This window comes from Nonomuraea sp. NPDC026600 (assembly GCF_040638335.1).
In the GTDB taxonomy this organism is placed as follows: Bacteria; Actinomycetota; Actinomycetes; order Streptosporangiales; family Streptosporangiaceae; genus Nonomuraea.
This window is the reverse complement of the sequence record NZ_JBEZYD010000023.1, coordinates 66,377-89,890: the sequence shown is the minus strand read 5'-3', so window position 1 is coordinate 89,890 and position 23,514 is coordinate 66,377. Positions and strand designations below refer to the sequence as shown.

Here is a 23,514-nt window from a genome sequence, read left to right as displayed (position 1 = left end):
TCAGTGACAACCTGTGTATCAGTGACAAAGTGCGACACTGAGGTTGCTCGGGTGGCCTGACTGACACGTCAGAGCGGTCAGGGTGCTGCCGCCGCTGGCGACGTCGCTGCTGGCCGGGGTCTCGAGACCCTGCAGGTCGAGAAGTACCATGTTTACACCTCCTTCTGGGGCTGGTCGGAGACAGGCCGCCGTTCGGCGACGGCCTCGAGGAAGGGCAGGCGTCCCGGCTGTTCGCCCATCACTGTGCCGAGGGCGAACAGGACGCCTGCCGTTCCGGTCGCGAAATCCATGGAGAAGCGGAGCAGTTGGTCGCCGGGGAAGGCCAGACCGCCGCCGTACGGCAACGCGTGCCAGCGCATGCCCTTGACCTGGGCGTCGGCCGGGCCACCAAGCCCGCAGCCGAGCGCGGCGACGATGCCCGCGCGCCCGGTGAACAGCCCCGGCTGGACGAAGAATCCGGAACGCGCGACCAGCCGCAGATCGCGTAGCGCGGTCTCGAACGTCTCGTCTTCCCGGTGCGCCAGGTAGCGGGCGAGCACCAGGCCGATCCCGACGGATCCCTCGTCCAGGTACGGCAGCAGCCGCCAGCCCTGGTTCACCTGGAGCGAGCCGTCCTCGGCCGCGCGGCAGCGGCGCAGGTCCTGCCGGAGCGCGACGGCGGCCAGGTCGAGCAGCGCCGTGTCACCGGTGCGTTCGTAGGCGTGCAGGAACAGGAGGGCAGGTCCAGAGGAGCCGTACATGAGCCCGGCCCGTGGATTCGTGCCGCCGCTGGTCTCGGGGACGTCGTCGGCGCCGCCGAGCCGGTCCGCGCAGATGTCGACGGCCCGGAGCGCGCTCCGTTGCAGTTCGGGTTCGTCCAGGTGGAGGAGGTTCAGCCCGATGCCGGACAGGCCGGAGAAGAGCGCCGATTCCAGGCGGTCCCACTTCTCGCGCAGGCTGATCTCGATCACGTCGAGCGCGTCCTGCCGGTGGCCGAGCAGGTCGAGTACGTGGGCGATGCCGTGCAGGCCGTCGTAGAAGCCGAGGCCGGAGCCCGGCGCCGGACGCTTGGCCCGCGAGAGCAGCCAGTTCTCGTACTCGGGGAAGCGTCCGGCTCCGGTCGTCTCCAGGGCGTACAGGACGCCGGCGGCGCCGTACGCGAAGTTCAGTCCGCCGCCCGGCCGGAACTGGGACACGTCGCCGGGGAAGAGCCGGTCGTCGCGTTCGGGTGTCGCGGAGGCCCGGACGGCCCGCCACATGGCGGCACGCAGTTCGGGCCAGGGGGCGCTCCCAGGCATCGGCAGGGCGCTCATCTCGCCGTCGTCGCGCTCGTCGCCGGCGATCGTGGACACGGCCGGCGCGATCTCGGGGGTGAACGTGTCGCCCACGATCTCGCCGAGGTGCCGGATCTTGGCCCGGTGCAACGGCAGCATGATGGTGCACTGCGGGGCGAACAGCCCCAGCCGCAGGCAGGCCATCGCGTACCTGTCGACGTCGACGCCCTGCCGGTCGGCCGGCGCCACGTACGCGGGGTGGGCCAGCGCGGCGCGGCTGCCCTCCTCGGCGAGCGTGGCCACCTCGTAGTCGATGAGCACGACGCGGCCGCTCTCGGTCAGCAGGATGTTGTCGGGGTGCAGGTCGCCGAAGACCACGCCGCGCTCGTGCAGCGACCCGAGCGCCTGCTCGACCCGGTCCAGGGTGTCGAGGGCCCAATCCGTGTAGCCGGCGATGCCGTCCGGGGTGCAGGTCGCCCGGGTCATGGGGTACCTGTGCACCAGGCGCCGTTGCAGCGTGGTCCCGTCGACGAACTCCTGCACCAGGAAGTGATGCTCGCCGAGGGTGAAGTAGCCGAGCAGGTCCGGCGCCGCGGGCAGCCCGGCCAGGCGGTGCAGTATGTCGCGCTCGTGCGTCAGCCGCGCCACCGCGTCGCGTCCCGCCGTGTCTAGCCCGGCGTGCGGCCTGGCCTCCTTCAGCACGACCCGTTCGCCGGTCCGCTGGTCACGGCCGAGGTAGACGCCGCCGCCGTTGGAGAAGTGCAGCACCTTCTCGATCTCGTACGGCAGGCCGGTCGTGGTCACGGCGTTGCGCACGGCGAGATGGGGTTCCAGGAACTCGGGCAGCGTCGCCCAGGGTGGCACCGAGAACGTGGCGCCCCGCACGTCGGGCACGAGCTGCCCGCCGCCGTCCTCGATGGCCAGCACCCGCTCGCCGCCGCCGGACAGGCAGTGCCGCTCGGCGAAGCCGCCGTAGCGGACGAACAGCGGCCCCTCGCCGTAGCGCAGGTCGCTCAGGATGTACGGGCCGCGCACGTCGCGCAGCAGCTCGTCCAGCTCTTTGAGGACGAGTTCGAGCTGGCCCTCGTCGCGGGGGTAGATCGTGATCAGTTTGCCGCTCGACGCCCGAGAGGCCGCCTTGGAGTTGAGCATGACGTGGACGGGAACACCGCGCAGGAACTTGAACGCGATCCCGCGTGGCATGCAGTAGTCCCAGACGGTCTCCACGGCCCGTTCGGCGTCGTCCACGCGGGCCGACACGTGGATCTTCCAGCCCTGGGAGGGCAGGGGCGCCACTCCGCCCGGCGCGTAGTAGCACCAGGTCTCGGTCGCCTCGTGCAGCCATCCTTCGGGAACCGGCCGGCGCACGATGGGGAAATCGGCGTCCTCGGCGGTGCTGTGCTCGAGGGTGTCGTAGAAACGACCGTCCGCGAGGCAGTACAGCTCGTATTGGCTCATCCGACGCGACCTCCCGTGCGTTGTCAATTAGAGAATGACAACCGGCGAAGAAGGCGTCTAGTAACACACGACATTACTGAGGCGTGCTTATCTCATATGCGTTTGTGCGTTTTACACGTTTGGCCATCTGAGGAACATAAACCGAAAAGGTGAATTGGTCGCTGCGGACCGCGGTGATCTCCAGCCACCCGCCCAGTCCGGACACCCGTTCGGTGAGGTTCATCAGGCCTTGGCCGGACTCTCCCGCCCTGCGTACCGGGCGGACGCCGTCGTTCTTGATCGACAGCCGGACCAGCTGGTCGCCTTCGAGCAACTGGATGGCGCAGTGTCGCGCCTCCGCGTGACGCAGCACGTTGGTCACGCCTTCGCGCAGGGCGTGGGTGAGCGCGTCGGCGATGTCCCGGGGCAGCTCCCGGCACCTCACCCGGATCTGGCAACGCACCCCGACCGACTCCAACAGGGCGCGGGCCGAGCTCATCTCCCGTTCCAGCGAGGAGCGGCGCTCGCCGTGGGCGACGGCCCGCACGTCCCCGGCCAGGGTGCGCAGCAGTTCCAGCGTCTCGCCCACCTCCAGCTTCGCCTTCTCGTTGTCCTCCTCGACCAGCCGCTCGATGAGCTGCGTCTTCAGCACCAGGGCGGTGAGCCGGTGGCCCACCAGGTCGTGCAGGTCCCTGCTGAAGCGGCGCCGTTCCAGCGCCACGGTCGTACGGATGGCGTCGGTCCTGGCGGCGGCCAGTTGCTGCGCCCGCGCGGCCAGGCTCACCAGCGCGAACTCCATCAGGCCGAGCACCGTGCCGGCCAGCGCCCACCCCCTGTCCATGAGCGCCTCGTGGGGAGCCGCGAGCAGGACGGGCCCGCAGCACACGGCCAGCGCCACCAGCGCCGTCGACCGGATCCGCTCGGCCATCAGCAGCAGCGCGCCGGCCAGCAGCCCGCACACCGGCGTCCACGCCGCGCCGAACAGCGCCAGCGGCAGGTACGTCAGCCACGCCTGCACACCGACCAGCCACCACGCCGCGGACCCGCGCGCCAGAATCCCCAACACGAACTGCGCGTGAACGGCCAGCAGGACGAGCAACGTCACCGAGGCCGTCAACGAGAATCCAGAACCGGCCAACCCCCACTGCACCGGAACCGAAAGGGCGAGGAGCCCGGCCGTGAAGGCCAGCCAGGCCATGTTCAAGGGGGAAGAGGGAACGATTCCGAGTAAGCGCAGCCGGGGAACCGGCTGGCTTCCTGATTCATTCACGCGTCCCCCGATACGCTGCGTCGCGAGCACCGAACCGACCATCTTCTCTTTTTCACGTGGATTCTGAAAAGCTTCTTGTCCACTTCGAGCACCACTCCCTGCCCGCCCCCACCTGACTTAGGCCGCGCAGCGTGGTCCTAGGGTTACCGCTATGGATTACAGACGACTTGGTGACACCGGCTTGCGGGTCTCGCGGATCTGCCTGGGCATGATGAGTTACGGCGATCCGGCCAGGCAGGAATGGGCGCTGCCCGAGGACGAGGCCGAGCCGCTCGTGCGCCGGGCCGCCGACGGCGGCGTCACGTTCTTCGACACGGCCGACGTCTACAGCGCCGGCGCGAGTGAGGTCGTGACGGGGAACATCCTGCGCAAGATCTTCCCCAGGCGCGAGGACTATGTGCTGGCCACCAAGGTCTATTTCCCGATGGGCAAGGGGGCCAACGACCGGGGCCTGTCGCGCAAGCACATTCTCGACTCGATCGACGCCTCGCTGCGCCGGCTGGGCACCGACTATGTGGACCTCTACCAGATCCATCGCTGGGACGACGAGACGCCCATCGAGGAGACCATGGAGGCCCTGCACGACGTGGTCAGATCGGGCAAGGCCCGCTACATCGGCGCCTCGTCCATGTGGGCGTGGCAGTTCGCCAAGGCACAGCACGTGGCGCAGGACAACGGGTGGACCAGGTTCGTGTCCATGCAGAACCACTACAACCTGCTGTACCGGGAGGAGGAGCGGGAGATGCTCCCGCTCTGCGCGGACCAGGGCGTGGGCGTGATCCCGTGGAGCCCGCTGGCGCGTGGCGTACTGGCCCGCGCGGGCGCGCCGGGGCCGACGACCGGCTCCAGCGCGACGGGGTCGACAATCGGCTCCAGCGCGACGGAGGCGACGACGAGGGCGGGCTCCGACGCGCGCATCGACGCCCTCTACGATCCCGAGAACGACCGGCTCATCCTGGACCGGGTGGCGGAGGTCGCGCGTGAGCACGGGCTGCCGGCGGCCCAGATCGCGCTGGCCTGGCTGCTGCGCCAGCCGGCCGTCACCGCTCCGATCGTCGGGGCCACCAAGCCGGGCCACGTGGACGACGCGCTCGCCGCGCTGTCCGTGCCGCTGTCCGACAAGAACCTGGCGTCCCTCGCCGACCCGTACCGGCCCCGCGACGTGCGTATGTGAGCTTCTTTGATGAGCTGAGTCTTCTTCTTTACGGCCGGCACGGGAGGACCCACCCGCCCTCCGGTGCTGGGGTCTCTCCAGGGGAACGCTCCTCCGGTGGAGGTGGCCAGGCGCCGTAACGTGCGTGTTCTTGACCATCTGGGTGGTCGCTTCGTGGCCGCCTGGACGGTCGGCCTCGCGTGCGGTCCCGATGGGCTTCCATGGACACTGTACGCGTCCGATCCGTCACTGTCGCGTATCACCTCTAATGTCACTTAGCGGTGAAAGGCTTGGGCTTCTTTGAGCTCACGTCGGCTCTGTCGAGATCTTGGCCTTTCGCCGAGGTGCCCGTGTTCTCCGTTTGTCGGAGTGGATCCCTAAGCTGACCTCATGGCTAGGGCTAACGATGATGCGGCGGCGGCGCTTACCGAATACGCGGAGCTGTTCGCGTTGACCGGTGGTGACGCGTTCCGGGTGCGGAGCTATCAGAAGGCCGCCAAGGCGATCGCCGGGTTCCCCGAGGACATCTCGGTGGCCGACGTACGCGGCGTGCCGGGCGTGGGCGAGGCGATCGCCAAGAAGATGGAGGAGTTCCTGCAGCGCGGGAGTTTCCGCCAGCTCGACGACCTGCGCGGCCGGGTGCCCGACGGGGTGCGGCGGCTGACCCGCGTGCCGACCTTGGGGCCGAAGACGGCGATCATGCTGTTCGAGGACTACGGCATCGACTCCCCCGCCGCACTCGGCGAGGCGATCACCTCGGGGCGGCTCGACGGCGTCAAGGGTCTCGGCCCGAAAACCCTCGCCAACCTGCTCAAGGGCATCGAGCAGCTCGAACAGTCGGGCCGCAGGGTGCACATCGGCGTCGCCATGTCCCTGGCCGAGCAGGTGATGACGTCACTGAAGGCCGAGCGCGTCGCCTACGCCGGGTCGCTGCGGCGGATGAAGGACACGATCGGCGACATCGACATCCTGGCCGTGGCGCCCGAGTCCATCATGACGGAGTTCCGCGCCCAGCCATATGTCGCGGAGGTCATCGCGGCGGGCGACAAGAAGACGTCGATACGCACCACATCCGGCCTCCAGGTGGACCTGCGGGTGGTGCCCGCCGAATCGTGGGGCGCGGCGATGCAGTACTTCACCGGCTCGAAGGAGCACAACGTCGCCATCCGGGAGATGGCGGTGAAGAAGGGGTGGAAGCTCTCGGAATACGGGCTGTTCGAGGGTGAAAGGGTGATCGCCTCGGAGTCCGAGGAGGACATCTACGCCGCGCTCGGCATGCAGTTCGTACCCCCGCCCATGCGCGAGGACGGCGGCGAGGTGAAGGCGGCGCTCCGCGGCGAGCTGCCGGCCCTCGTACAACTCGCCGACCTCAAGGGCGACCTGCACACGCACACCAACCTGACGGACGGCATCGCCTCGCTGGAGGACATGGTGGCGGCGGCCCACGCCCGCGGCTACGTCTACTATGCGGTCACCGACCACGCCCCTGACCTGGCCATGCAGCGGATGACCCTGGACAAGGCGCTGGAGCAGCGGCAGCAGGTGGCGAACCTGCAACAGAAATATCCCGACATGCGGCTCCTGCACGGCACCGAACTCAACATCGCCCCCGACGGCTCCGTCGACTGGCCCGGCGAGATCCTCCGCGAGTTCGACGTGTGCGTGGCCTCGGTCCATTCGCACTTCAGCATGTCCCAGGATGAAATGACCCGCCGCTTCATCGCCGCCTGCGAAAACCCCTACGTCGACATCATCGGCCACCCGACCACCCGCAAGATCGGCAAACGCCCGCAGGTGGACGCCGACTGGGAAGCCGTCTTCCGCGCGGCCGGCCGCACCGGGACGGCCATGGAGATCGACTCGTTCCCAGACAGATCGGACCTGCCCGCCGACCTGGTACGGCTGGCGAAGCACCATGGGGTGAAGTTCTCGATCGACAGCGATTCCCACGCCATCCCCCACCTGACGAACCAGCGGTTCGGCATCGGGATCGCCCAGCGCGCGTGGCTGACCACCGAGGACGTCATCAACACCTGGCCGTTGGAGCGCCTGCTCGCATTCCTCGGCCGGTAGGCACGGCCATCGCCCGATCCGGCGCTGGCGGCGTCCTGCGCTGGCGGCGTCCGGCGTCGGACGGCGTCCGGCGTCGGACGGCGTCATCGGCGTCATCGGCGTCATCGGCGTCATCGGCGCCAGTCGATGCGCCGTGAGCCCTGTGCGGCGGGCTCAGGCGCGGTGATCTCTCAAGACACCCGCCTGAGCCGCCGCGCCGCGCTACTTCTTCGTCACCTCAAACCTCAGGTGCGTGGCGAACGGCGACTCCAGCACCCGAGTCCGCCGTAACCGGACCGGCTCACTCCCGATCTCGAACAACCTGATCCCTTCCCCCAGCAGCACGGGCGCCAGATGGATCTGCAGGTCGTCGACGAGCCCGGCACGGAGAAACTGCCGCCCCACATCGGCCCCGCCACCGATCGCGACGCCCCGATCTCCCGCCACCGCCCGAGCCTGCGCCAACGCGCTCTCGACACCGTCGGTGACGAACGTGAACGGCGAGCCCTCCCTGACCCACTCCTCCGGCGGCCGATGAGTCATCACAAAACAGGGCAGCCCACCCGGCGAATGACCACCCCAAGCCCCCGACACATCGAACATCCTCCGCCCCACGATGATCGCCCCCACCTCAGCGACCAGCTCACCCAGAACCTCCGCGTCGATCCCCTTCGCCCCGAAGCTGCCCCACTCGCCACCATGCACCCAGTCGTGCAGAACCTCCCCGCCCTCCCCGAGCCCCCGCCCAGGCTCGTCGTTCGGCGCGGCGATGAAGCCGTCGAGCGACATCGATATCGAGAAGATGACCTTTCCCATCAAGCCCCTCCAACCACTCGTGGTCGCGTTCCGTCCCCTGTGAACGCCGCCCGGCTGAAGACCGCCCGGCGCCTCAAAACTCATCACACGAGGGCCCATCCGGCTACCCCACGAGGGCGATCCCCGTGAAAGCGATCCCCGTTAAAGCGATCCCGAAGGCGATCCCCGTGTAAGCGATCCCGAAGGCGATCCCGAAGGCGATTTTCCGAAGGCGATCCCCCGAACGACGTGCCGCCACGGCTCAACCCGCCCACAGCCCAACCCGCCCGCAGGTCATCCCCGAGGATGACCACCCACAGGTTGATGTAGCCGCCCGCGGAATACGAAAAAGTAATCCCCACCACCATCACCCCACGGAAGGACGGCGATCATGCCACCGGCACCCAAGCGGTCGAGAGCCCGCAGGATCTGGACCCGGGCTCTCGCAGCGCTGGCCGTGCTGCTCGTCGCCGCCGTCGCCGGCGTGGCGCTGGCCTACCCGTCCGTGGCCGCCACCACCTGCCCCGGCTGCTATGGCCTGACAGAGCTCCGCCCAGGCGTCTACATCGAGCACGACCTGTCGCCCCAGCAACGATCACAAGTCAGCCAGACGGTCGACGCCGCCACGAAGAGAGTAGACACCTTCTACGGCGGCAGAAAGAGCGCACCCAGCCTGCTCATCTGCACCACCGAGGAGTGCTACCAGCACATCGGCGGCCACAAGGAGCGTGGCATCGCCGTTCTGGACCGCTCGGTGATGCTGTCGCCCCGCGGCCTCGACACGGTCATCGCCTCACACGAGATGTCCCACGTCGAGCTCCACACCCGCCTCACCTCCGGGGCAGAGGTCCCGCAGTGGTTCGACGAGGGCCTCGCCGTAGTCGTCTCCGACGACTCCCGCTACCTCGCCCCGCGAACGACCGGCGACCGCTGCCTGGTCCCACCGACCGCGCCGCTGCCGGTCTCCTTGGACGAGTGGCTGAGTACGGCCAGCAAGGAGCCGAACACGTATGCCAAGGCCGCCTGCCAAGTAGACCGCTGGCTCCGAGCCAACGGAGACCGGCAGGGCTTAGAGTCCCTCATCCAGCACCTCAACGCCGGCCAGACCTTCGACTCACCGGGCCCGAGCGCCGAGGTTCAGCGGTCAGATGATCCGCTCTGAGTGACGAACGACTTAGGTCGGGTCGCCCGAGGGCATCGCCCGGGGTGCGATCCCCAGACGACCCAACCTAAGCACTGCGGGATGTCGTCGGAATCTCCGGGCCGTACCCGGCCTCAGGCGCCGAAGGCCGCAGCGTTCTCCCGCACCCACTGAGCGAAGGTCCGTGCGGGCCTGCCGGTGACCTTCTCCACGGTGGGCAGCACGGTGTAGCCGGCCTGCGGCGGGTTGGTCCGCATGGTCAGGAAGAACTCGATGTCCTCGTCGGAGTAGCCAGTCTGGCGCCACTGCACAACGATCTCGTTCTTGGTGAGTTCGATGTAGCGCACATCGCGACCGAGGACGTCGCTGATCGTGCGCACCTTCTCCGGCGGGGTCAGCGCCTCCGGCCCGGTGAGCCAGTACTCCTGGCCGGCGTGGCCGTCGGCGGTCAGTGCGGTCGCGGCGACCGAGGCGATGTCCGCCTCGTGGATCATCGCGCTCTTGGCGTCGGCGAACGCCTCGCGGACGATACCTTCGGTTTTCACGTGCTCGGCTCGTCGAAGATGAAGGTCATCCCGATAAGGCTGCTGCCGAGGTGGCGCACCATCTTCAGCCGCTGCGCCTCGCCACCGGATAGCGACGTGGTCGGCCGGTCCAGGGACAGGTAGCCCAGGCCGATCGCGTCGATGCGCTCGAGTGCGGTGCGGACTCCGTCGGCGATCGGCGTCGCCACCGGGTCCTCGATGGCGTCGAGGCGCTTGATCAGTTCGCTGATCTCCATGCGGGACCAGTCCGCGATGGAATGGCCACCGATCGTCGTTGCGAGTGCGGTCGGATTCAGTCTAGTTCCCTCGCAGGCGGCGCAGTCGCCGAGGGTGATGAACCGCTCGACGTTGGCCCGGCCACGTTCGCTCAGCGAGCTCAGGTCCCGCTTGAGGTTGGTCCGGGCGAAACGGTCCACGATGCCTTCGAAGGCGAGTGTCATCGTGCTGTTCGCCGTGCTCACCGTCACCTTTCCGCCGCTGCCGTGCAGCAGCATGTGCCACTCGGCATCGCTGTAGTCGCACAGTGGTTTCGACGCGTCGAAGTGGCCGCAGTTGGCGTACTGCTGCCAGTCCATGCTTCCGACCTTGTGGGTGGGCAACCGGATCGCTCCGTCGTCGAGTGACTTCGTCCGGTCGAGCATCCGTTCCACATCGACGCATCGCTCCTGGCCGAGACCGTCGCAGCCGGGACACATGCCCTGCGGGTCATTGAAGGAGTACATGGCGGGTGGGTTGTACGGCCTGCCATGGCGGGAGAACAGTATGCGGATCATCGAGTAGACGTCGGTCATCGTGCCCACGGTCGAGCGGGCGTTGCCGCCGACCGGCTTCTGGTCGACGATGACCGGTGCCGTGAGGTTCTCGATGGCGTCCGCGTGCGGCCGTCGGTACTTCGGTAGCTGGTTGCGGATGAACCAGCTGAAGGTGCCGTTCAGCTGGCGCTGCGCCTCGACGGCCAGGGTGTCGAAAACGATGGAGGACTTACCCGAGCCGGAGACCCCGGTGAATACAGTGATCTTGTTCTTCGGTATCCGCAGTGACACGTCCTTGAGGTTGTGCTCACGCGCTCCCACGATGCGGATGTCGTCACGGTTGGCGATGCGCGCCTGGTCCGTCCAGCCACCAGCCGACAACGATTGGGCAAAGGAGTGGCCCGCGTCGCCGGTCGCCGGAACGGTCACGGAATCTTCTTGCGTCATGGCAGCCGACGCTAGGAGCGTTCGCGGTCAGCATCCGTCCGCGATCGGTGCCAGGGTCACGTGGCGGCCAGCATCCGCACCATGCGCCATGGGTGCGCTGACACCGTCGAAAGTGCCTGGAAGACGCCAGAGTGCTCACCTGCCGCTGGCTGCTCTCCCGGGTCTGGCCGGATGGCGACCCGCCGACTCTCATGGGGACGTTATGACAATCCTTACCCGCCGAAGCCTCAACCGGGCGACGTTGGAACGGCAATTGCTCCTGCGACGGGCGGACGTGCCCGCGGTAAACGTGATCGAGCGCCTTGTCGGTCTGCAGGCCCAGGATCCCGACCCGCCGTACATCGGGCTGTGGAGCCGGATCGCGGCCTTCCGTCTCGATGATCTGACCCGGCTGCTGTACCAGCGGAAGGTGGTACGCGCGACGCTGTTCCGGGGAACCCAGCACCTGGTCACCGCTGAGGATTACGTGTGGCTTCGGCCGCTGTTGCAGCCGATGCTGGATCGCTGGCAGAAGGGGGCGTTCGGCAAGTTCACCGCTGGACTGGACCTCACCGAGCTGGCCGCCGCAGCGCGGACGGCCCTCGGTCAGGACACGCTGACCAGACCCGAGCTCGGCAGGGCACTGGCTGAACGGTGGCCCGGACGCGACCCCGTCGCACTGGCCCGGTCGGCGCAGGGGCTGCTGCCGGTGGTGCACCCGCCGCCCGACGGCACCTGGGGACGGCGAGGCACGACTCCCTTCACGCTCGCCGACCAGTGGCTCGGCCGGCCGCTGACCGACGCCCCCTCAGCACACGGACTGATTCTGCGCTACCTCGCATCCTTCGGTCCGGCCACGGTGAAGGACATCCAGGCATGGAGCGGAATAACCCGGCTGCGCGAAGTGGTCGAAGCACTCCGGCCGCAGTTGCGTGTCTTCCGAAACGAGGCCGGAGGCGAGATGTTCGACCTCCCGGAAGCGCCACGGCCCGACCCGGACGTGCCGGCGCCCGTCCGTTTTCTGGCCGCGCTCGACAACGTGGTGCTCGGCCACGCCGATCGGAGCCGGATGATGACCGACGGACAGCGCAGGCACACCATCGTCGAGGCGACGATGACCGTGGACGGCTTCGTACACGGGCTCTGGAGCATCAAGCGGCACAAAAGCACGGCGACGTTGGTCGTCAAGCTCTTCGAATCCCTGCCCAGGGGCGGCGAGGCCGCCGTGATCGAGGAAGGTGCTCGCCTCCTGCGCTTCGCGGCGGCGGAAGCAGACAACCATGACATCCGGTTCCACCCCGTCGACGACATCCCCTGAGCGGTAGGTGGTGGCTGGCGTGGAGGGCGTCGATCAGGGTCTGCGATTCAGCGGACCACCTGGCCGACACCCATACAGGGTTCTACGCCGACCAGATCACCGCGGCCGTCCAGGGGCTGAAGGGTGCTGTCGAGGTAACGGAGGAAACTGGCCGCCAAGGCCAAGGTCTACGAGGCGTCCCCAGCCCGGGGGCCGGTAGCCCGGCCACGACATCGTTTCGAGGGACTGTGGGAGCTGGGCTGCTTCGGGCCGGCTATGTGGAATTCACTTGTGGCGCAGTGCCTCGAGTATCCGTGAGAGTGCGGCCCAGGTAGCGGCCAGGTCGTTGGGGTTGGTTGATGTGGCCAGCCACAGGGCGGCCTCGTTCATGGCGCCGGACAGCAGGTGGGTGAGTGGTTCGACCGGTTGAGGGGCGATGGTTCCTTGTTGGATGAGAGTGGTGAGTGCTTCGGCTAGATGGTGTGCCGACGCGCTCTCGTCCATCGCGCGCCATTCGCTCCAGCCGAGCACGGCGGGGGCGTCGATGAGCATGATCTGTTGGACGTCCGGGTCGGTGCTCGCGGTGAGGAACGCCCGGCATCCGGCGGTCAGCTGTTCCCAGGGGTCGTCATGGGCTTGTGCGGTCGCGGCCACTTTCTGGGCGACCTCCTGTTGCACCTGTTGGAGGATCGCGCGGAACAGGTCGGTCTTGCTGTCGAAGTGGTGGTAGAGCGCGCCCTTGGTGACTGCGGCGGCGTGCACGATCTCGGCCAGACCGACCGCGCCATAGCCGCGGCTCGCAAACAGTCGGCGGCTTTCGCGCAGCAGGGTGCGCTTGGTCTGCTCGCGCTGGCGGGCCCTGGCTCCGTCGGTCATCACATCTCCCTTTGACGTACCGATGGTAGGTCAAGTAGCGTATCTGTACATACCATCGGTATGCGAAGGAGAGCTTCCATGATGCTGACCAGCTTCTATCCGGTCATCGGCACCTCGCGGTTGGCCGAGTCCCATGACTTCTACACCCGGCTGTTCGAGTTCGAGACGACCTTCGAGGCCGACTGGTACGTGAGTCTGCGGCGGGCGGGGACCCAAGCGTATGAGCTCGCGCTGCTCGACTATGCTCACCCGACGGTGCCGGAGGGATATCGCGCCCGCGTGCAGGGATTGCTGCTCAACTTCGAGGTGGAGGACGTGGACGCCGAGTGGGAACGGCTCGTTGTCGGCGAGGGGCTGCGAGCAGAGCTCGAACTGCGCAGCGAGGAGTTCGGGCAGCGGCACTTCATCGTGGCTGACCCCAGCGGCGTTCTGATCGATGTCATCACGCCCATCGCGCCGTTTGGAGCTTTCGGGGACCAGTACGTCACCGCGTGAGCCAGGATCTTCGCCAGCGTTTCTGAGTTGTTGTCATCGAGGCGAGACGTCCATTGACGTCGTGTCGGGGAGGGCGACGCGAGCACCCTGATAAGCCTGTATCACGTCGTCGCCAACAATGACGCGAACACGCCACAAGAGGCCGACGAACGGGTCCGAGCGCTCCTGTCCCCCTTCAGCCGCAGCCCCCACGAAGACATCCGGTACATCGTGAAACTGCTCGCCGAGCGTCATGACCTCCTCGACCTGGCGGAGGCCACCGAAGCATGACCCAGAGGGGCGGAAACCTCAGACAGCCTGAGGAGGCGAGTACAACCACGGGTCGCGCAGGTCGAAGTAGGTGGGCTCGCCCTCGAACAGCCCCTTCCACGCCTCGAAGAGCTCCCGCATCTCGGCCGGGAGCTGCTTGCCCTCGCCTTCTCTGGCCGCCTGCTCGGAGGTGAAGTACGCGACCTCGGTGTATCCGCCGTCCCCGTGCAGGGCGGCGAACCCGCCGATGAGGTCGGGCCGGAACTCGGCCAGGCCCTGCTCGCCCCGGGCGATGATCTCGCGCATCCGCTGCGGGTCCCGGATCCGTCCCTGCATCACCTGGACGAATCCCGCCGAATCTGATCCGCCCTCCAGGTAGGTGTACGCCTCGGTGCAGTCATGGAAGGCCACCTCGCCACTGAAGAGCTTCGCGGTCTCGGCCCACCACTGACCCTGCTCGGGCCGCTCGCTGTTGCGCCGTGCCACCTCCTGCGACTCGAACCGCGCGGTGTTCACGAACATGCCGTTGTCCGTCACGCCGGCGGTCGTGCCGAGCCAGCCGTCCACTCCCGGCGCGAGTTCGGCATGCCATCGGTCCAACGCCGTCCGCATCTCGCCGATGTCCGTGATCTGTCCCTGAATGACCTGGATGAACATCGCGGCCCCCTCGCTGTGTACCTCAGCACCACGCTAGGAGCCCGCCCGTGATGGTCGAGATGTCAGGGCCCCATGCCATGTCCAAAACTTGCTGTCGCCCCTTGACCATGGCGACCAGACACCACCCGCCGCCCCTTCCTATCGACCACCCAGGAGCCACCCGCCGACCAGTCAGCCCTTCTTGCAGCCTCGCCGACATGCCTCGATGGCCCGGTCGTCATGGCCGGTCGTCATGGCCGGTCGTCACGGCCAGTCGTCACGGCCAGTCGTCACGGCCCCGCCGACACGGCCCCGCCGACACGGCCAGTCGTCACGGCCCCATCGCCACTGCCCCGCCGCCATAGCCATATCGCCACTGCCCGCCGTCACGGATCCATCGCCACGGCCCCATCGTCATGTGCCGCCGTCTCGAATCGCGGGCATGTTCTCACCGGGACTGGCTGGAGAGAACTCCCGAGTCACGATTAAATGGTTTCCCAGTAGGAAATATGGACTATGGAGGTGACGCCCCATGGAGCAAGCTCTGGCGACGATCATCAAACCGCTGCCCGCCCACCTGTTCAGAGTCCACGACGGCAGCGCCGAGATGCGGTGGGAAGCCATGGCCGGGCAGGGATACCACACCCCAATAGACCGATTTTTCGTGCGGAATCATACGTACACCCCCAACATCAACCCCACGACCTGGCGGCTCCGGCTCCACGGCCCCGGGCTGCGATGTCCTGGCGAGTACGACTACGACCAGCTTCGTGCCATGCCGTCACGGACCATCGACGCCGCGATCGAGTGCGCCGGAAACGGTCGGCGGCTGTACGGGACGCAGCAGCACCATCCGGCCCCGGGCACGCAGTGGGGACTGGGCGGGATCGGGGTGGCGCGGTGGCGCGGGGTGCCGCTCAGCTACCTGCTCCAGTACGCGGGCCTGCGGCCGGACGCCGTGGATCTGCTGCCGAGCGGCCTCGACGCGCCGTTCGAGGACTACGGGCACGTACGCAGGCCGCTCCCCGTCGGCAAGGCCATGGACGACGTGCTCGTCGCCTACGAGATGAACGGCCGGCCGCTCCCGCCCGACCACGGATTTCCGGTACGCCTGGTGGTGCCGGGATGGGTGGGAATAGCGTCCATCAAATGGCTGGGTGACATCGAAGTGGCGACCCGCGAGCTCACGTCACCGTGGAACACCGTCTTTTACCGCGACGTAACAACCCAGCCGGTGAAGAGCGCTTTCGAGCTCGCGTGGAATGCGCGGCTGCTGGCCGACCGGCCGTACATCCTGCATGGCAGGTCGTGGTCGGGACAGGGACGGATCGTCCGGGTCGATGTCAGCATCGACGGCGGGCAGAGCTGGCACCAGGCCGAACACCACGGTCGCCACCTGGTCAGCGCCTGGTTGCCGTGGCACATCGAGTGGGCGCCCAAGCCGGCGGGGGCGTACGAGCTGATGGCGCGGGCGACCGACGAGACGGGCGTGACGCAGCCGCTGACGACGCCGCACCACCCGTTCGGATATCACTTCGGCGCCGTCGTGCGACACCCTATTTCCGTTGTCCACGGATAGATAATTGTCACCGATCCGGTGTGAGCTGCGCATTGACTAAAGGGTCGTACGGCCCACCTGAATTCATCTGAAAGACTCTCGCGGAAACGTCGCGGCAATCCTCACATGTGATGGTAGCCACATTCCGAGAAAGGGAGAGCAGATGCGCCAGCTCACCGCCCTCGACGCCCAGTTCCTCAATGTCGAGTCCGCGACCACCGCCGCTCACGTGGCGGGCCTGGCGATCCTTGATCCCGCCGACGGCTACGTGACCCGGGACAACCTCGCGGCCCTGCTGCTGGAGCGGCTGCACCTGTCGCCCGCGCTCAGCCTGCGACTGGCGGAGGTGCCGCTCGGGCTCGACCGGCCCTACTGGGTGCCCGACCCCGATTTCGAGATCGGCAACCACCTGTTCGAGATGACGCTGCCCGCGCCCGGCGGTGAGCGGCAACTGGCCGAGGCGGTGGCCGCCATCCACGCCCGCCGGCTCGACCGGGCCCATCCACTGTGGGAGATGCACCTGATCAACGGGCTGGCCGATGGTCTGGTCGGCGTCTACACCAAGGTGCATCACGCGGCCATCGACGGCGTCTCGGGCGCGGAGACACTCGCCACGCTGCTCGACCTCTCCCCCAACGCCCGCCATGCACTCCCGCCCACCTGCAAGCCGGGTCAGACACCGAACAAAAAGCAGCAAAGGGAGCTAAGGGAGCGGACGGGCCAGACGCCCAGCCTGGTGAGCATGCTGGCGGGCGCCGCCGTACAGACCGCCACCCACCCCGCACGCGCCCTCCGCTCGGCCGTCAAGGCGGCCGGTGACCTCGACGCGATCCCCCTGGCCGCCACCATCCCCGGCTCGCGGCTGATCGCCAAGGCGGCCAGGTTCGTCGCCCGCGACGGGAAGCGCCGCCCCGAACTACCCGGGCTGACCGTCCCGCGCACGCCGTTCAACGGGCCGATCAGCGGACGCAGGCACCTGTCGTTCGGTTCGGTCTCGCTCAAGGACGTCAAGAACGTGGCCAAGGCCAACGGGATGAGCGTCAACGACATCGTCATGGCGCTGTGCACGTCGGCGCTGCGGTCGTGGCTGGAGGAGCGTGACGCGCTGCCCGACGAGCCGCTGATCGTCGCGGTCCCCGTCGCGGTCCGTACGGCCGGCGCCGGGGAGGTGGTGGGCAACCAGATCTCCGCCATGGTCACCCCGATGCCCACGAACGTCGCCGATCCGGTGCGGCGGCTGCGGGCCGTCGGCGCCACGATGAGCACCGCCAAGCGGCGTTTCGCGCTGGCGCCGCCCGCCTGGCTGAACGAGCTCTGCTCGCTGCTGCCCGCGCCCATCACCAGCCTGGCGACCCCGGCGATCTTCCGGCTGGCGTCGGTGACGTTCCCGCCGATCAACCTGATCATCAGCAACGTGCCCGGGCCGCAGTTCCCGTTGTACCTGTGCGGGGGACGGATCCTGTCGTACTACCCGCTGTCGGTGCTGACCGACCTGAGCGGCGGCGTGAACATCACCTGCTTCTCCTACGACGGCATGCTCGACTTCGGCGTGGTGGCCTGCCCCGAGCGGATGGACGACGTATGGGGGTTGCTCTCCCACCTGCAGTCGGCCCTCGACGAGCTGTCAGATGAGCGAGTGGGCGATGAGTTCCGCGACCGCGTCGGGATCGATCTGGTGGCCGGTTAGCTGGCAGAGGTTCTCCTGGTAGAGCAGTACGGCCGCGAACGTGGCCGCCGCCACCTCCAGCCGGGCCGCCCCGCCCCGCGCGCCCGGCAGCGCCAGTTCGAGCGCGAACCTGGCCCGGCTGATCAGCTCGCCGTTGAGGCGGCCGAGCCGCTCCTTGACCGAGCCGTGCGTGTCGGCCTCGCGGAACAGGATGCGCCGCATCGCGGGTGAGGCGTGCAGCGGCAGCCTGCGGGCCAGCCGCGACAGCGTGCCCGCGGGGTCGCCGGGCACGGCGTCGACCTCGTGCCCCTCTTCGACCAGGGTGCGCTCGTCGATCAGCGCGACCAGGACGTCGATCTTGCGCGGGAAGTAGTGGAAGATGAGCCCTTTGGGCACCGCGGCCAGCCTGGCGATGAGCGCGGTCGGCGTGGCCTCGTAACCGCCACCGGCGAAGAGTTCCTCCGCCGCGTCCAGGATGCGCGTCCGCGCGTCGCCGCCCTCCACAGCCGCACCCTAGCGTCACCTATAACCCCCCGGTAATGCCGTGAAGGCGAGAGCCTCGTACGTGCGGACCACCAGTCGGAGTAGCTGCCGCACTTGCCGCCGTCGGGCATCACCGCCCGGAGTCCCGGGTGAGCGCGTCGACAGTCGGTCCTGGCGGTCCACGAGGCGTAGTCGTCGAGGCCGCCGTGCAGCAGCCAGAGCACCGGCCAGTCACGGCGCGACTCTCAGCCCGCGGGGAGCAGCAGGCGGACCTTCGTGGTGCCGGCCAGCGCCCGCGACCTGATCGTCAGCTCCATCCTGCGCTCGTCGAGCCGCTTCTCCTCGACCACCTCGGCCGCTCGCGTGCTCCTCGACGGAACCGGCTGAGGGGCGGGCTCGACAGCACGATGGAGCAGGAGTACGGCCATCGCGCCCAAGGCGAGAAGGCCGCCAGCGACGACCGGGTAATCGGGATGCCACCGGAGCCTCCCTTTTCGATGCGCGGATAATGGCGAAGATGAGATCGATAGCCACCACGGATCTGACCGTGTTCCCGATATGTCTTGGCGCCAACGTCTTCGGCTGGACCGCCGACAGGGCGGCGTCCTTCGAGGTGCTCGACGCGTACGTCGAGGGCGGCGGCAACTTCATCGACACGGCCGACGTCTACCCGTACTGGGCCACCGGCGAGTCCACCTCCGAGATGATCATCGGCGACTGGCTGGCGGAACGCGGCAACCGCGACTCGATCGTGCTGGCCACCAAGGTCGGCATGCTGGCAGGTCTGGAGGGCCTGGCGCCCGCGACCATCCGCACCGCCGTCGAGAACTCTCTGCGCCGGCTGCGTACCGACCGGATCGACCTCTACTGGGCGCACGTCGACGACCGCGACACCCCGCTCGCGGACACGCTGGCCACGTTCGGGGCGCTGATCGAGGAGGGCAAGATCCGCCACATCGGCGCCTCCAACTACGGCGCCGACCGGCTGGCGGAGGCGCTGAAGGTGGCCGACGACGAGGGCCTGCCCAGGTATGTCGCGCTCCAGCAGCCGTACAACCTGGTCGAGCGCTCCTATGAGGGTGAGCTACGGGACGTGGTGGCCAGGGAAGGGCTGTCCAGCACGCCGTACTTTTCGCTGGCCCGCGGCTTCCTGACCGGCAAGTACGCCCGGGGGGTCACGATCGACAGCCCGCGGGCAGGACAGGCGGCCTCATACCTGGAGACGGAGCACGGGCCGCGGGCGATCGACGCCCTCACCAAGGTGGCCGCCGAGCGGGGCGTCGAACCGGCGGCGGTGGCGCTGGCCTGGCTGGCCGCCCAGCCCACGATCACCGCGCCGATCGCCAGCGCCCGCGACGTCGGCCAGCTCCAGCCGCTCCTCACGGCGGCCGCGCTCACCCTGACGGCCGACGAACTACGCCTCCTGGACGCGGCCTCCCGCCCCTGACCATGGAAAACCGACCAGAATAATGGGAGCTCCTACCCGGGTGCGATCTTGAATCCGCACCCAAGATCATGTGATACTCCACAAGATTTCTTACTCTTGTCATGAAATGTCCGTTAGTTGAGACGGGCAATGGAGGAGCACGTGTCAGCCGGCGCCGCGAGCCGTGAAGCCAGGACCGTACCCTTTCTCCGATCGCTGACCAGGCACGCGCGCACCCCCATCCGCGCCTTCGAGGAGGCGAGCACGCGGGCCCGCGGCGAGCTCGTCCGGCTGAACATGGGACCGTTCCGCCCCTACCTGGTCACCCACCCCGACCACGTCCAGCACGTACTGCGCCGCAACCAGTCCAACTACCTGCGCGAAGGTATGTTCTGGGACCCGCTCGCCCCGCTCATCGGCAACGGCATCCTGTCCGACGGCCCCGCCTGGGCCGACAGCAGGGCGATCCTGCAACCCCTGTTCACCGCCAAGTACGTCGACGCGCTGGCCGGACGGATGGCCGGGATCATGACCGAGCTGATCGAGACCGTCATGGTCCCCGGGCGCCCGTTCGACATCGCCGAGAGCGTGTCAGCCCTTGTCCACCCGACCATCGTGCGGCTGCTGCTCGGCGCCAAGCTCCCGGAGGCGGACGTCAACCGGCTGGCGCCCGCCTACGACACCGGTGTCACCGCCAGGTCCATCCGGCTGCTGCTGCCGTTCGTGCCCCAGGGATTCCCGCTCCCCGGCGACCGGGCGTTCAAGCGGGCCATCAGGACCATCGACGACGTGGTGTACCCGACGATCCGCCACGCGCGGGCACAGGCGCAGGAGGACGGCGACGTCGTCTCGGCGCTGTGCCGGGCCCGCCACGGTGACGTGGGCGTCGACGGCGACAGGCGGATCCGCGACGACCTGGTGGCCATCCACGGGGCGGCCACCGAGACCTCCGCCACCGCGCTGACCTGGGTATGGCCGGTGCTCGACGCCCATCCCGAGGTGGCGGCGAAGGTGTACGAGGAGGTCGAGCGCGTGGTCGGAGCCGGCCCTGTCACCACCGACCACCTGCCGCGGCTGACGTATCTGCGGATGTTCCTGGACGAGTTGCTGCGGCTCTACCCGCCGGGTTGGATCCTCCCGCGTACGGCCCGCGCGGACGACGTCATCGACGGGATCGAGATCGAGGCAGGAAGCACCATCGTGCTCAGCCCGTTCCTGACGCATCGGCTGGCGGAATGGTGGAACCGGCCGCTCGACTTCCTGCCCGAACGGTTCGCGCCAGGGGACTCGGGTCATGGCGGGGGCAGGCGGCATCGCTACGCCTACTTTCCCTTCGCCGCCGGACCGCACGTCTGCCTGGGGCCACATCTGTTCATGATGGAGGCGCTGCTGCTGGTGGCCGGGATCCTCAGTAAGTACCGGCCGGTGCTGGGCAGTAGAGGACCGGTCACCCCTCGGCTGGCCTCGACGCTGCGGCCGGCAACCGGCCTGTCGATGACGCTCGTACCGGTCGGACACCGATGACGCGCTCCCAGACGGGCGCCGAACTGGGCAGGACATGCGCGCTGGCCGTGGAGTGCGCCCGTGACCTGTCCAGGCATGCCCGGCGGTACGGCGAGCTCTTCCCGGCCAAACCGTTCGACCCGGGCTTCTTCCATTCGCTCGGGCTCGTCGGCGCCTTCGGCTCGCCCTGGGCCACGGCCGCCGAGCTCCGGGCGGTCAGCCGGGCGGCGCTGTGGGTGTTCGCGATCGACCTGCGGATCGACCACGCCGCCACGTCACGTGAGGAGGTCGCCGCCCTGGTCGGCGACTGCCTGGACGTGGCCGACGGCGCCACGCCCCTGAGCCCGATCACCCGGTTCCTCGCCGATCTCCGCCACGGCCTCCGCTACGGATTCCACGACGATCCCGAGGAGGGACGCGACGGATCCTGTGGCGCCCTCCAAGAGGAGCCGGCCCACGCCGCCTGGCGCGCCCAGCTCGCGCGGATGCTGGCCGCGATGGCCAAGGAGTGGGATTGGCGCGCCACCGAAGCCAGGCCCGGCCTGGAGGAGTACCTGGGCAACGCGGACGGCACCGGCTCGTCCTTCGTCAACCTGTCGCACTGGATCTCCACCGGCGAGCCGGTCGAACCGGCCACGCGGGCCGGCGACGAGGTGCAGCGCTACCTGCGGCTGCTCAACGACCTGGCGACAGCCGGCAGGGAGGCCCGATGGGGCGACGCGAACGCCCTCACCTTGGGCGCCGGACGTGCCGAGGTGACCGAGCGCATGGCCGGGATCGCCGAACGGGCCGCCGAGCTGATCCAGCCGCTGCGGGCGACCAGCCCGCGCACCGCCTACTACCTGGAGCGGCAACTGACCTTTAACACCGGCTTCTACGGCATATCCGACTACTGGGGTGAACTTTGAACTACACCCGCGAAGCCGATGAACTGGTCGCCACACTGATGGCCAGACCGTGGGGGCAGGTCTCCGCCTCCATCTACGAGACGGGCCGGCTGGTCACGCTGGTCCCCTGGCTCACCGGCCACCGGGAGCGGATCGAGTATCTACTGACCACTCAGGGTACGGACGGCTCGTGGGGGGCACCTGACGGCTACGGCCTCGTCCCCACGCTGAGCGCCACGGAGGCACTGCTCACCGCGCACGCCACCGGCCCTCAACTCAAGACCTCACCGGCCGCTGACCCGGAACGCCTCGGGCGTGCCGCGGGCAAGGGGCTTGACGCGCTGCGTCGCTGGCTGTTGCACCCCGTACAGGTGCCCGACATGCCGGCCGTGGAGGTGATCGTCCCGTTCCTGGTCGCCCTCATCAACATCCACCACCTCGGCGAACCGCTGCCGTTGCCGGCGGGCATGGACTACTCGCGCGTCGACCGCATCAGGCAGGCGGTGGCGTCGGGCGTGGAGCTGCCGGAGAAGCTGTTGCACGCCTTGGAGGTGGCGGGCCCGGCGGCGGGCGGCGCCCGCGCGGTGCGGCCGACGGCGATCGGCACGATCGGCGCCTCGCCCGCCGCCACCGCTGCCTGGCTCGGCAGCGTCTGGCGGCGCACCCCCGACCGGCCGGGTGTCGCGCCGCTGGACACCACTCAGGCCAGATCCCACCTGGAGGCCGTGGCCACCCGCTACGGCGGTCCGGTCCCGGTGGGGCTGCCCATCACGGTTTTCGAGCGCGGCTGGGTGCTGAGCTACCTGGCCAGGGCGGGCATCCCGGTCGAGGTGCCGCCGGAGATGGTGGCCGACCTCAGGGCGGCGATGGGTCCCTCGGGCACGCCCGCCGGTCCGGGGCTGCCGGCCGACGCCGACACGACGGCGGTGGCACTGCACGCGCTGGCGCGGCTCGGCATGCCGTACGACCCGGAGATCCTGATGGCATTCGACACGGGGCAGCATTTCTGCACCTGGCCGGGCGAGAACGGCTTCTCCATCAGCGTCAACGCGCACGTGCTCGACGCGTTCGGGGCGTACACGGCCGTCCGGCCCGAGCGGGCGGGCTCGTACCGGCCGGTCAGGGCGCGCCTGACCGCGCTGCTGGCCGAGCGCCAGCAGCCCGACGGGAGCTGGGACGACCGCTGGCACGCCTCCCCCTACTACGCGACGCTGAGCTGCGTACTGGCCCTGGGCGAGTACGGCGGGCGAGACCGGACCGTGCCGATGGCCAGGGCGCGTGACTGGCTCCTGGCCACCCAGCGGGACGACGGCTCGTGGGGCCGCTGGGACGGCACGACCGAGGAGACCGCCTACGCCGTCCAGGCACTCCTGCTCCCCGGCTCGACCAGGACCATCCGGTACGAGCGAGCCGCCTCCCGTGGCCACGCCTACCTGCTCCGCGCAAGCTATATGTCGGACCATCCGCCACTTTGGCATGACAAGGACCTTTACAGCCCTCTAGCTGTGGTAAGGGCGGCCGTCCTAGCCGCACTCCATTTGGGTAGCAAAGTGAATTAGATAGGACAATAAGGGCATAACAGCATGTTCACGGATTGCACCGGTTTGAGTGCGC

Annotated in this window: 22 protein-coding genes; 11 read left to right on the top strand and 11 right to left on the bottom strand. The window is 68.5% G+C overall.

Features of this window, described 5'->3' with window-relative positions:
- Positions 1-18: 18 nt before the first annotated feature.
- From AB0F17_RS40110 to AB0F17_RS40100, 3 genes are all read right to left on the bottom strand, one after another.
- The gene (locus AB0F17_RS40110; protein ID WP_214639519.1) at positions 19-150 is read right to left on the bottom strand and encodes a SapB/AmfS family lanthipeptide; all 132 of its coding nucleotides are present in this window, start codon (positions 148-150) and stop codon (positions 19-21) included.
- 2 nt (positions 151-152) lie between these two features.
- Complete coding sequence (gene lanKC, locus AB0F17_RS40105) at positions 153-2,711, bottom strand: class III lanthionine synthetase LanKC (protein ID WP_358034109.1); 2,559 nt, start codon at positions 2,709-2,711, stop codon at positions 153-155.
- A 73-nt stretch (positions 2,712-2,784) separates the two neighbouring features.
- The gene (locus AB0F17_RS40100) at positions 2,785-3,888 is read right to left on the bottom strand and encodes a histidine kinase (protein WP_358034364.1); all 1,104 of its coding nucleotides are present in this window, start codon (positions 3,886-3,888) and stop codon (positions 2,785-2,787) included.
- Between the two features lie 223 nt (positions 3,889-4,111).
- Between AB0F17_RS40100 and AB0F17_RS40095 the strand changes: the two genes are divergently transcribed.
- Complete coding sequence (locus AB0F17_RS40095) at positions 4,112-5,134, top strand: aldo/keto reductase (RefSeq protein WP_358034107.1); 1,023 nt, start codon at positions 4,112-4,114, stop codon at positions 5,132-5,134.
- Positions 5,135-5,503: 369 nt separating this feature from the next.
- Positions 5,504-7,186, top strand: a complete 1,683-nt coding sequence (gene polX, locus AB0F17_RS40090) for a DNA polymerase/3'-5' exonuclease PolX (protein ID WP_358034104.1) — start codon at positions 5,504-5,506, stop codon at positions 7,184-7,186.
- A gap of 201 nt (positions 7,187-7,387) precedes the next feature.
- Here the strand turns inward: polX and AB0F17_RS40085 are convergent, their stop codons facing one another.
- A complete protein-coding gene (locus AB0F17_RS40085; RefSeq protein WP_358034101.1) occupies positions 7,388-7,981 on the bottom strand; it encodes a dihydrofolate reductase family protein in 594 nt (197 codons plus the stop codon).
- A gap of 370 nt (positions 7,982-8,351) precedes the next feature.
- Here AB0F17_RS40085 and AB0F17_RS40080 point away from each other — a divergent pair, with 370 nt between their 5' ends.
- Entirely contained in the window at positions 8,352-9,122 is a 771-nt protein-coding gene (locus tag AB0F17_RS40080; RefSeq protein WP_358034099.1) for a hypothetical protein, read from the top strand.
- Between the two features lie 113 nt (positions 9,123-9,235).
- Here AB0F17_RS40080 and AB0F17_RS40075 read toward each other — a convergent pair whose 3' ends face one another.
- On the bottom strand, positions 9,236-9,646 hold the full coding sequence (locus AB0F17_RS40075; RefSeq protein WP_358034096.1) for a hypothetical protein: 411 nt from the start codon (positions 9,644-9,646) through the stop codon (positions 9,236-9,238).
- On the bottom strand, positions 9,643-10,845 hold the full coding sequence (locus tag AB0F17_RS40070) for a hypothetical protein (RefSeq protein ID WP_358034093.1): 1,203 nt from the start codon (positions 10,843-10,845) through the stop codon (positions 9,643-9,645). Before AB0F17_RS40070 ends, AB0F17_RS40075 begins: the two co-directional genes overlap by 4 nt.
- Positions 10,846-11,047: 202 nt before the next feature.
- Here AB0F17_RS40070 and AB0F17_RS40065 point away from each other — a divergent pair, with 202 nt between their 5' ends.
- Entirely contained in the window at positions 11,048-12,142 is a 1,095-nt protein-coding gene (locus AB0F17_RS40065) for a winged helix DNA-binding domain-containing protein (RefSeq protein ID WP_358034091.1), read from the top strand.
- 264 nt (positions 12,143-12,406) lie between these two features.
- On the opposite strand, the gene AB0F17_RS40060 is transcribed toward AB0F17_RS40065, so the two are convergent.
- On the bottom strand, positions 12,407-12,997 hold the full coding sequence (locus tag AB0F17_RS40060) for a TetR/AcrR family transcriptional regulator (protein WP_358034088.1): 591 nt from the start codon (positions 12,995-12,997) through the stop codon (positions 12,407-12,409).
- Positions 12,998-13,075: 78 nt separating this feature from the next.
- Here AB0F17_RS40060 and AB0F17_RS40055 point away from each other — a divergent pair, with 78 nt between their 5' ends.
- Positions 13,076-13,492 carry a VOC family protein gene (locus AB0F17_RS40055; RefSeq protein ID WP_358034085.1) on the top strand — a complete coding sequence of 139 codons (417 nt, stop codon included), beginning with the start codon at positions 13,076-13,078 and terminating at the stop codon, positions 13,490-13,492.
- A 33-nt stretch (positions 13,493-13,525) separates the two neighbouring features.
- Here the strand turns inward: AB0F17_RS40055 and AB0F17_RS40050 are convergent, their stop codons facing one another.
- Positions 13,526-13,726 carry a hypothetical protein gene (locus AB0F17_RS40050; RefSeq protein ID WP_358034082.1) on the bottom strand — a complete coding sequence of 67 codons (201 nt, stop codon included), beginning with the start codon at positions 13,724-13,726 and terminating at the stop codon, positions 13,526-13,528.
- Between the two features lie 54 nt (positions 13,727-13,780).
- A complete protein-coding gene (locus AB0F17_RS40045; RefSeq protein WP_358034079.1) occupies positions 13,781-14,398 on the bottom strand; it encodes a hypothetical protein in 618 nt (205 codons plus the stop codon).
- Between the two features lie 511 nt (positions 14,399-14,909).
- Between AB0F17_RS40045 and AB0F17_RS40040 the strand changes: the two genes are divergently transcribed.
- Together AB0F17_RS40040 and AB0F17_RS40035 are read left to right on the top strand one after the other, a co-directional pair.
- On the top strand, positions 14,910-15,956 hold the full coding sequence (locus AB0F17_RS40040) for a sulfite oxidase (RefSeq protein ID WP_358034076.1): 1,047 nt from the start codon (positions 14,910-14,912) through the stop codon (positions 15,954-15,956).
- A gap of 142 nt (positions 15,957-16,098) precedes the next feature.
- Complete coding sequence (locus tag AB0F17_RS40035) at positions 16,099-17,622, top strand: wax ester/triacylglycerol synthase family O-acyltransferase (protein WP_358034073.1); 1,524 nt, start codon at positions 16,099-16,101, stop codon at positions 17,620-17,622.
- Here the strand turns inward: AB0F17_RS40035 and AB0F17_RS40030 are convergent.
- Together AB0F17_RS40030 and AB0F17_RS40025 are read right to left on the bottom strand one after the other, a co-directional pair.
- Positions 17,560-18,105, bottom strand: a complete 546-nt coding sequence (locus AB0F17_RS40030; RefSeq protein ID WP_358034070.1) for a helix-turn-helix domain-containing protein — start codon at positions 18,103-18,105, stop codon at positions 17,560-17,562. The two genes, AB0F17_RS40035 and AB0F17_RS40030, sit on opposite strands and share 63 nt — an antisense overlap.
- A gap of 224 nt (positions 18,106-18,329) precedes the next feature.
- Positions 18,330-18,512: a hypothetical protein gene (locus tag AB0F17_RS40025; RefSeq protein WP_358034068.1), complete on the bottom strand. Its 183-nt coding sequence runs from the start codon at positions 18,510-18,512 to the stop codon at positions 18,330-18,332.
- Positions 18,513-18,601: 89 nt separating this feature from the next.
- Between AB0F17_RS40025 and AB0F17_RS40020 the strand changes: the two genes are divergently transcribed.
- From AB0F17_RS40020 to AB0F17_RS40005, 4 genes are all read left to right on the top strand, one after another.
- Positions 18,602-19,531: an aldo/keto reductase gene (locus tag AB0F17_RS40020; protein WP_358034065.1), complete on the top strand. Its 930-nt coding sequence runs from the start codon at positions 18,602-18,604 to the stop codon at positions 19,529-19,531.
- A 141-nt stretch (positions 19,532-19,672) separates the two neighbouring features.
- Positions 19,673-21,034, top strand: coding sequence for a cytochrome P450 (locus AB0F17_RS40015; protein WP_358034062.1), 1,362 nt, complete (start codon positions 19,673-19,675; stop codon positions 21,032-21,034).
- The gene (locus AB0F17_RS40010; RefSeq protein WP_358034059.1) at positions 21,031-21,921 is read left to right on the top strand and encodes a terpene synthase family protein; all 891 of its coding nucleotides are present in this window, start codon (positions 21,031-21,033) and stop codon (positions 21,919-21,921) included. The genes AB0F17_RS40015 and AB0F17_RS40010 overlap by 4 nt, the downstream gene beginning before the upstream one ends.
- Positions 21,918-23,459 carry a prenyltransferase/squalene oxidase repeat-containing protein gene (locus AB0F17_RS40005; protein WP_358034057.1) on the top strand — a complete coding sequence of 514 codons (1,542 nt, stop codon included), beginning with the start codon at positions 21,918-21,920 and terminating at the stop codon, positions 23,457-23,459. Before AB0F17_RS40010 ends, AB0F17_RS40005 begins: the two co-directional genes overlap by 4 nt.
- Positions 23,460-23,514: the final 55 nt, after the last annotated feature.

Excerpts from the sequence above, each read along its gene's own strand:
- AB0F17_RS40050 (WP_358034082.1), bottom strand. The coding sequence starts at position 13,726 with ATGACGCTCGGCGAGCAGTTTCACGATGTACCGGATGTCTTCGTGGGG.
- AB0F17_RS40100 (WP_358034364.1), bottom strand. The coding sequence starts at position 3,888 with ATGGCCTGGCTGGCCTTCACGGCCGGGCTCCTCGCCCTTTCGGTTCCG.
- AB0F17_RS40035 (WP_358034073.1), top strand. The coding sequence starts at position 16,099 with ATGCGCCAGCTCACCGCCCTCGACGCCCAGTTCCTCAATGTCGAGTCC.
- AB0F17_RS40010 (WP_358034059.1), top strand. The coding sequence starts at position 21,031 with ATGACGCGCTCCCAGACGGGCGCCGAACTGGGCAGGACATGCGCGCTG.
- AB0F17_RS40095 (WP_358034107.1), top strand. The coding sequence starts at position 4,112 with ATGGATTACAGACGACTTGGTGACACCGGCTTGCGGGTCTCGCGGATC.
- lanKC (WP_358034109.1), bottom strand. The coding sequence starts at position 2,711 with ATGAGCCAATACGAGCTGTACTGCCTCGCGGACGGTCGTTTCTACGAC.
- AB0F17_RS40020 (WP_358034065.1), top strand. The coding sequence starts at position 18,602 with ATGAGATCGATAGCCACCACGGATCTGACCGTGTTCCCGATATGTCTT.
- AB0F17_RS40065 (WP_358034091.1), top strand. The coding sequence starts at position 11,048 with ATGACAATCCTTACCCGCCGAAGCCTCAACCGGGCGACGTTGGAACGG.
- AB0F17_RS40025 (WP_358034068.1), bottom strand. The coding sequence starts at position 18,512 with ATGGCCGTACTCCTGCTCCATCGTGCTGTCGAGCCCGCCCCTCAGCCG.
- AB0F17_RS40070 (WP_358034093.1), bottom strand. The coding sequence starts at position 10,845 with ATGACGCAAGAAGATTCCGTGACCGTTCCGGCGACCGGCGACGCGGGC.
- AB0F17_RS40040 (WP_358034076.1), top strand. The coding sequence starts at position 14,910 with ATGGAGCAAGCTCTGGCGACGATCATCAAACCGCTGCCCGCCCACCTG.
- AB0F17_RS40055 (WP_358034085.1), top strand. The coding sequence starts at position 13,076 with ATGATGCTGACCAGCTTCTATCCGGTCATCGGCACCTCGCGGTTGGCC.
- polX (WP_358034104.1), top strand. The coding sequence starts at position 5,504 with ATGGCTAGGGCTAACGATGATGCGGCGGCGGCGCTTACCGAATACGCG.
- AB0F17_RS40110 (WP_214639519.1), bottom strand. The coding sequence starts at position 150 with ATGGTACTTCTCGACCTGCAGGGTCTCGAGACCCCGGCCAGCAGCGAC.
- AB0F17_RS40080 (WP_358034099.1), top strand. The coding sequence starts at position 8,352 with ATGCCACCGGCACCCAAGCGGTCGAGAGCCCGCAGGATCTGGACCCGG.
- AB0F17_RS40060 (WP_358034088.1), bottom strand. The coding sequence starts at position 12,997 with ATGACCGACGGAGCCAGGGCCCGCCAGCGCGAGCAGACCAAGCGCACC.
- AB0F17_RS40045 (WP_358034079.1), bottom strand. The coding sequence starts at position 14,398 with ATGTTCATCCAGGTCATTCAGGGACAGATCACGGACATCGGCGAGATG.
- AB0F17_RS40085 (WP_358034101.1), bottom strand. The coding sequence starts at position 7,981 with ATGGGAAAGGTCATCTTCTCGATATCGATGTCGCTCGACGGCTTCATC.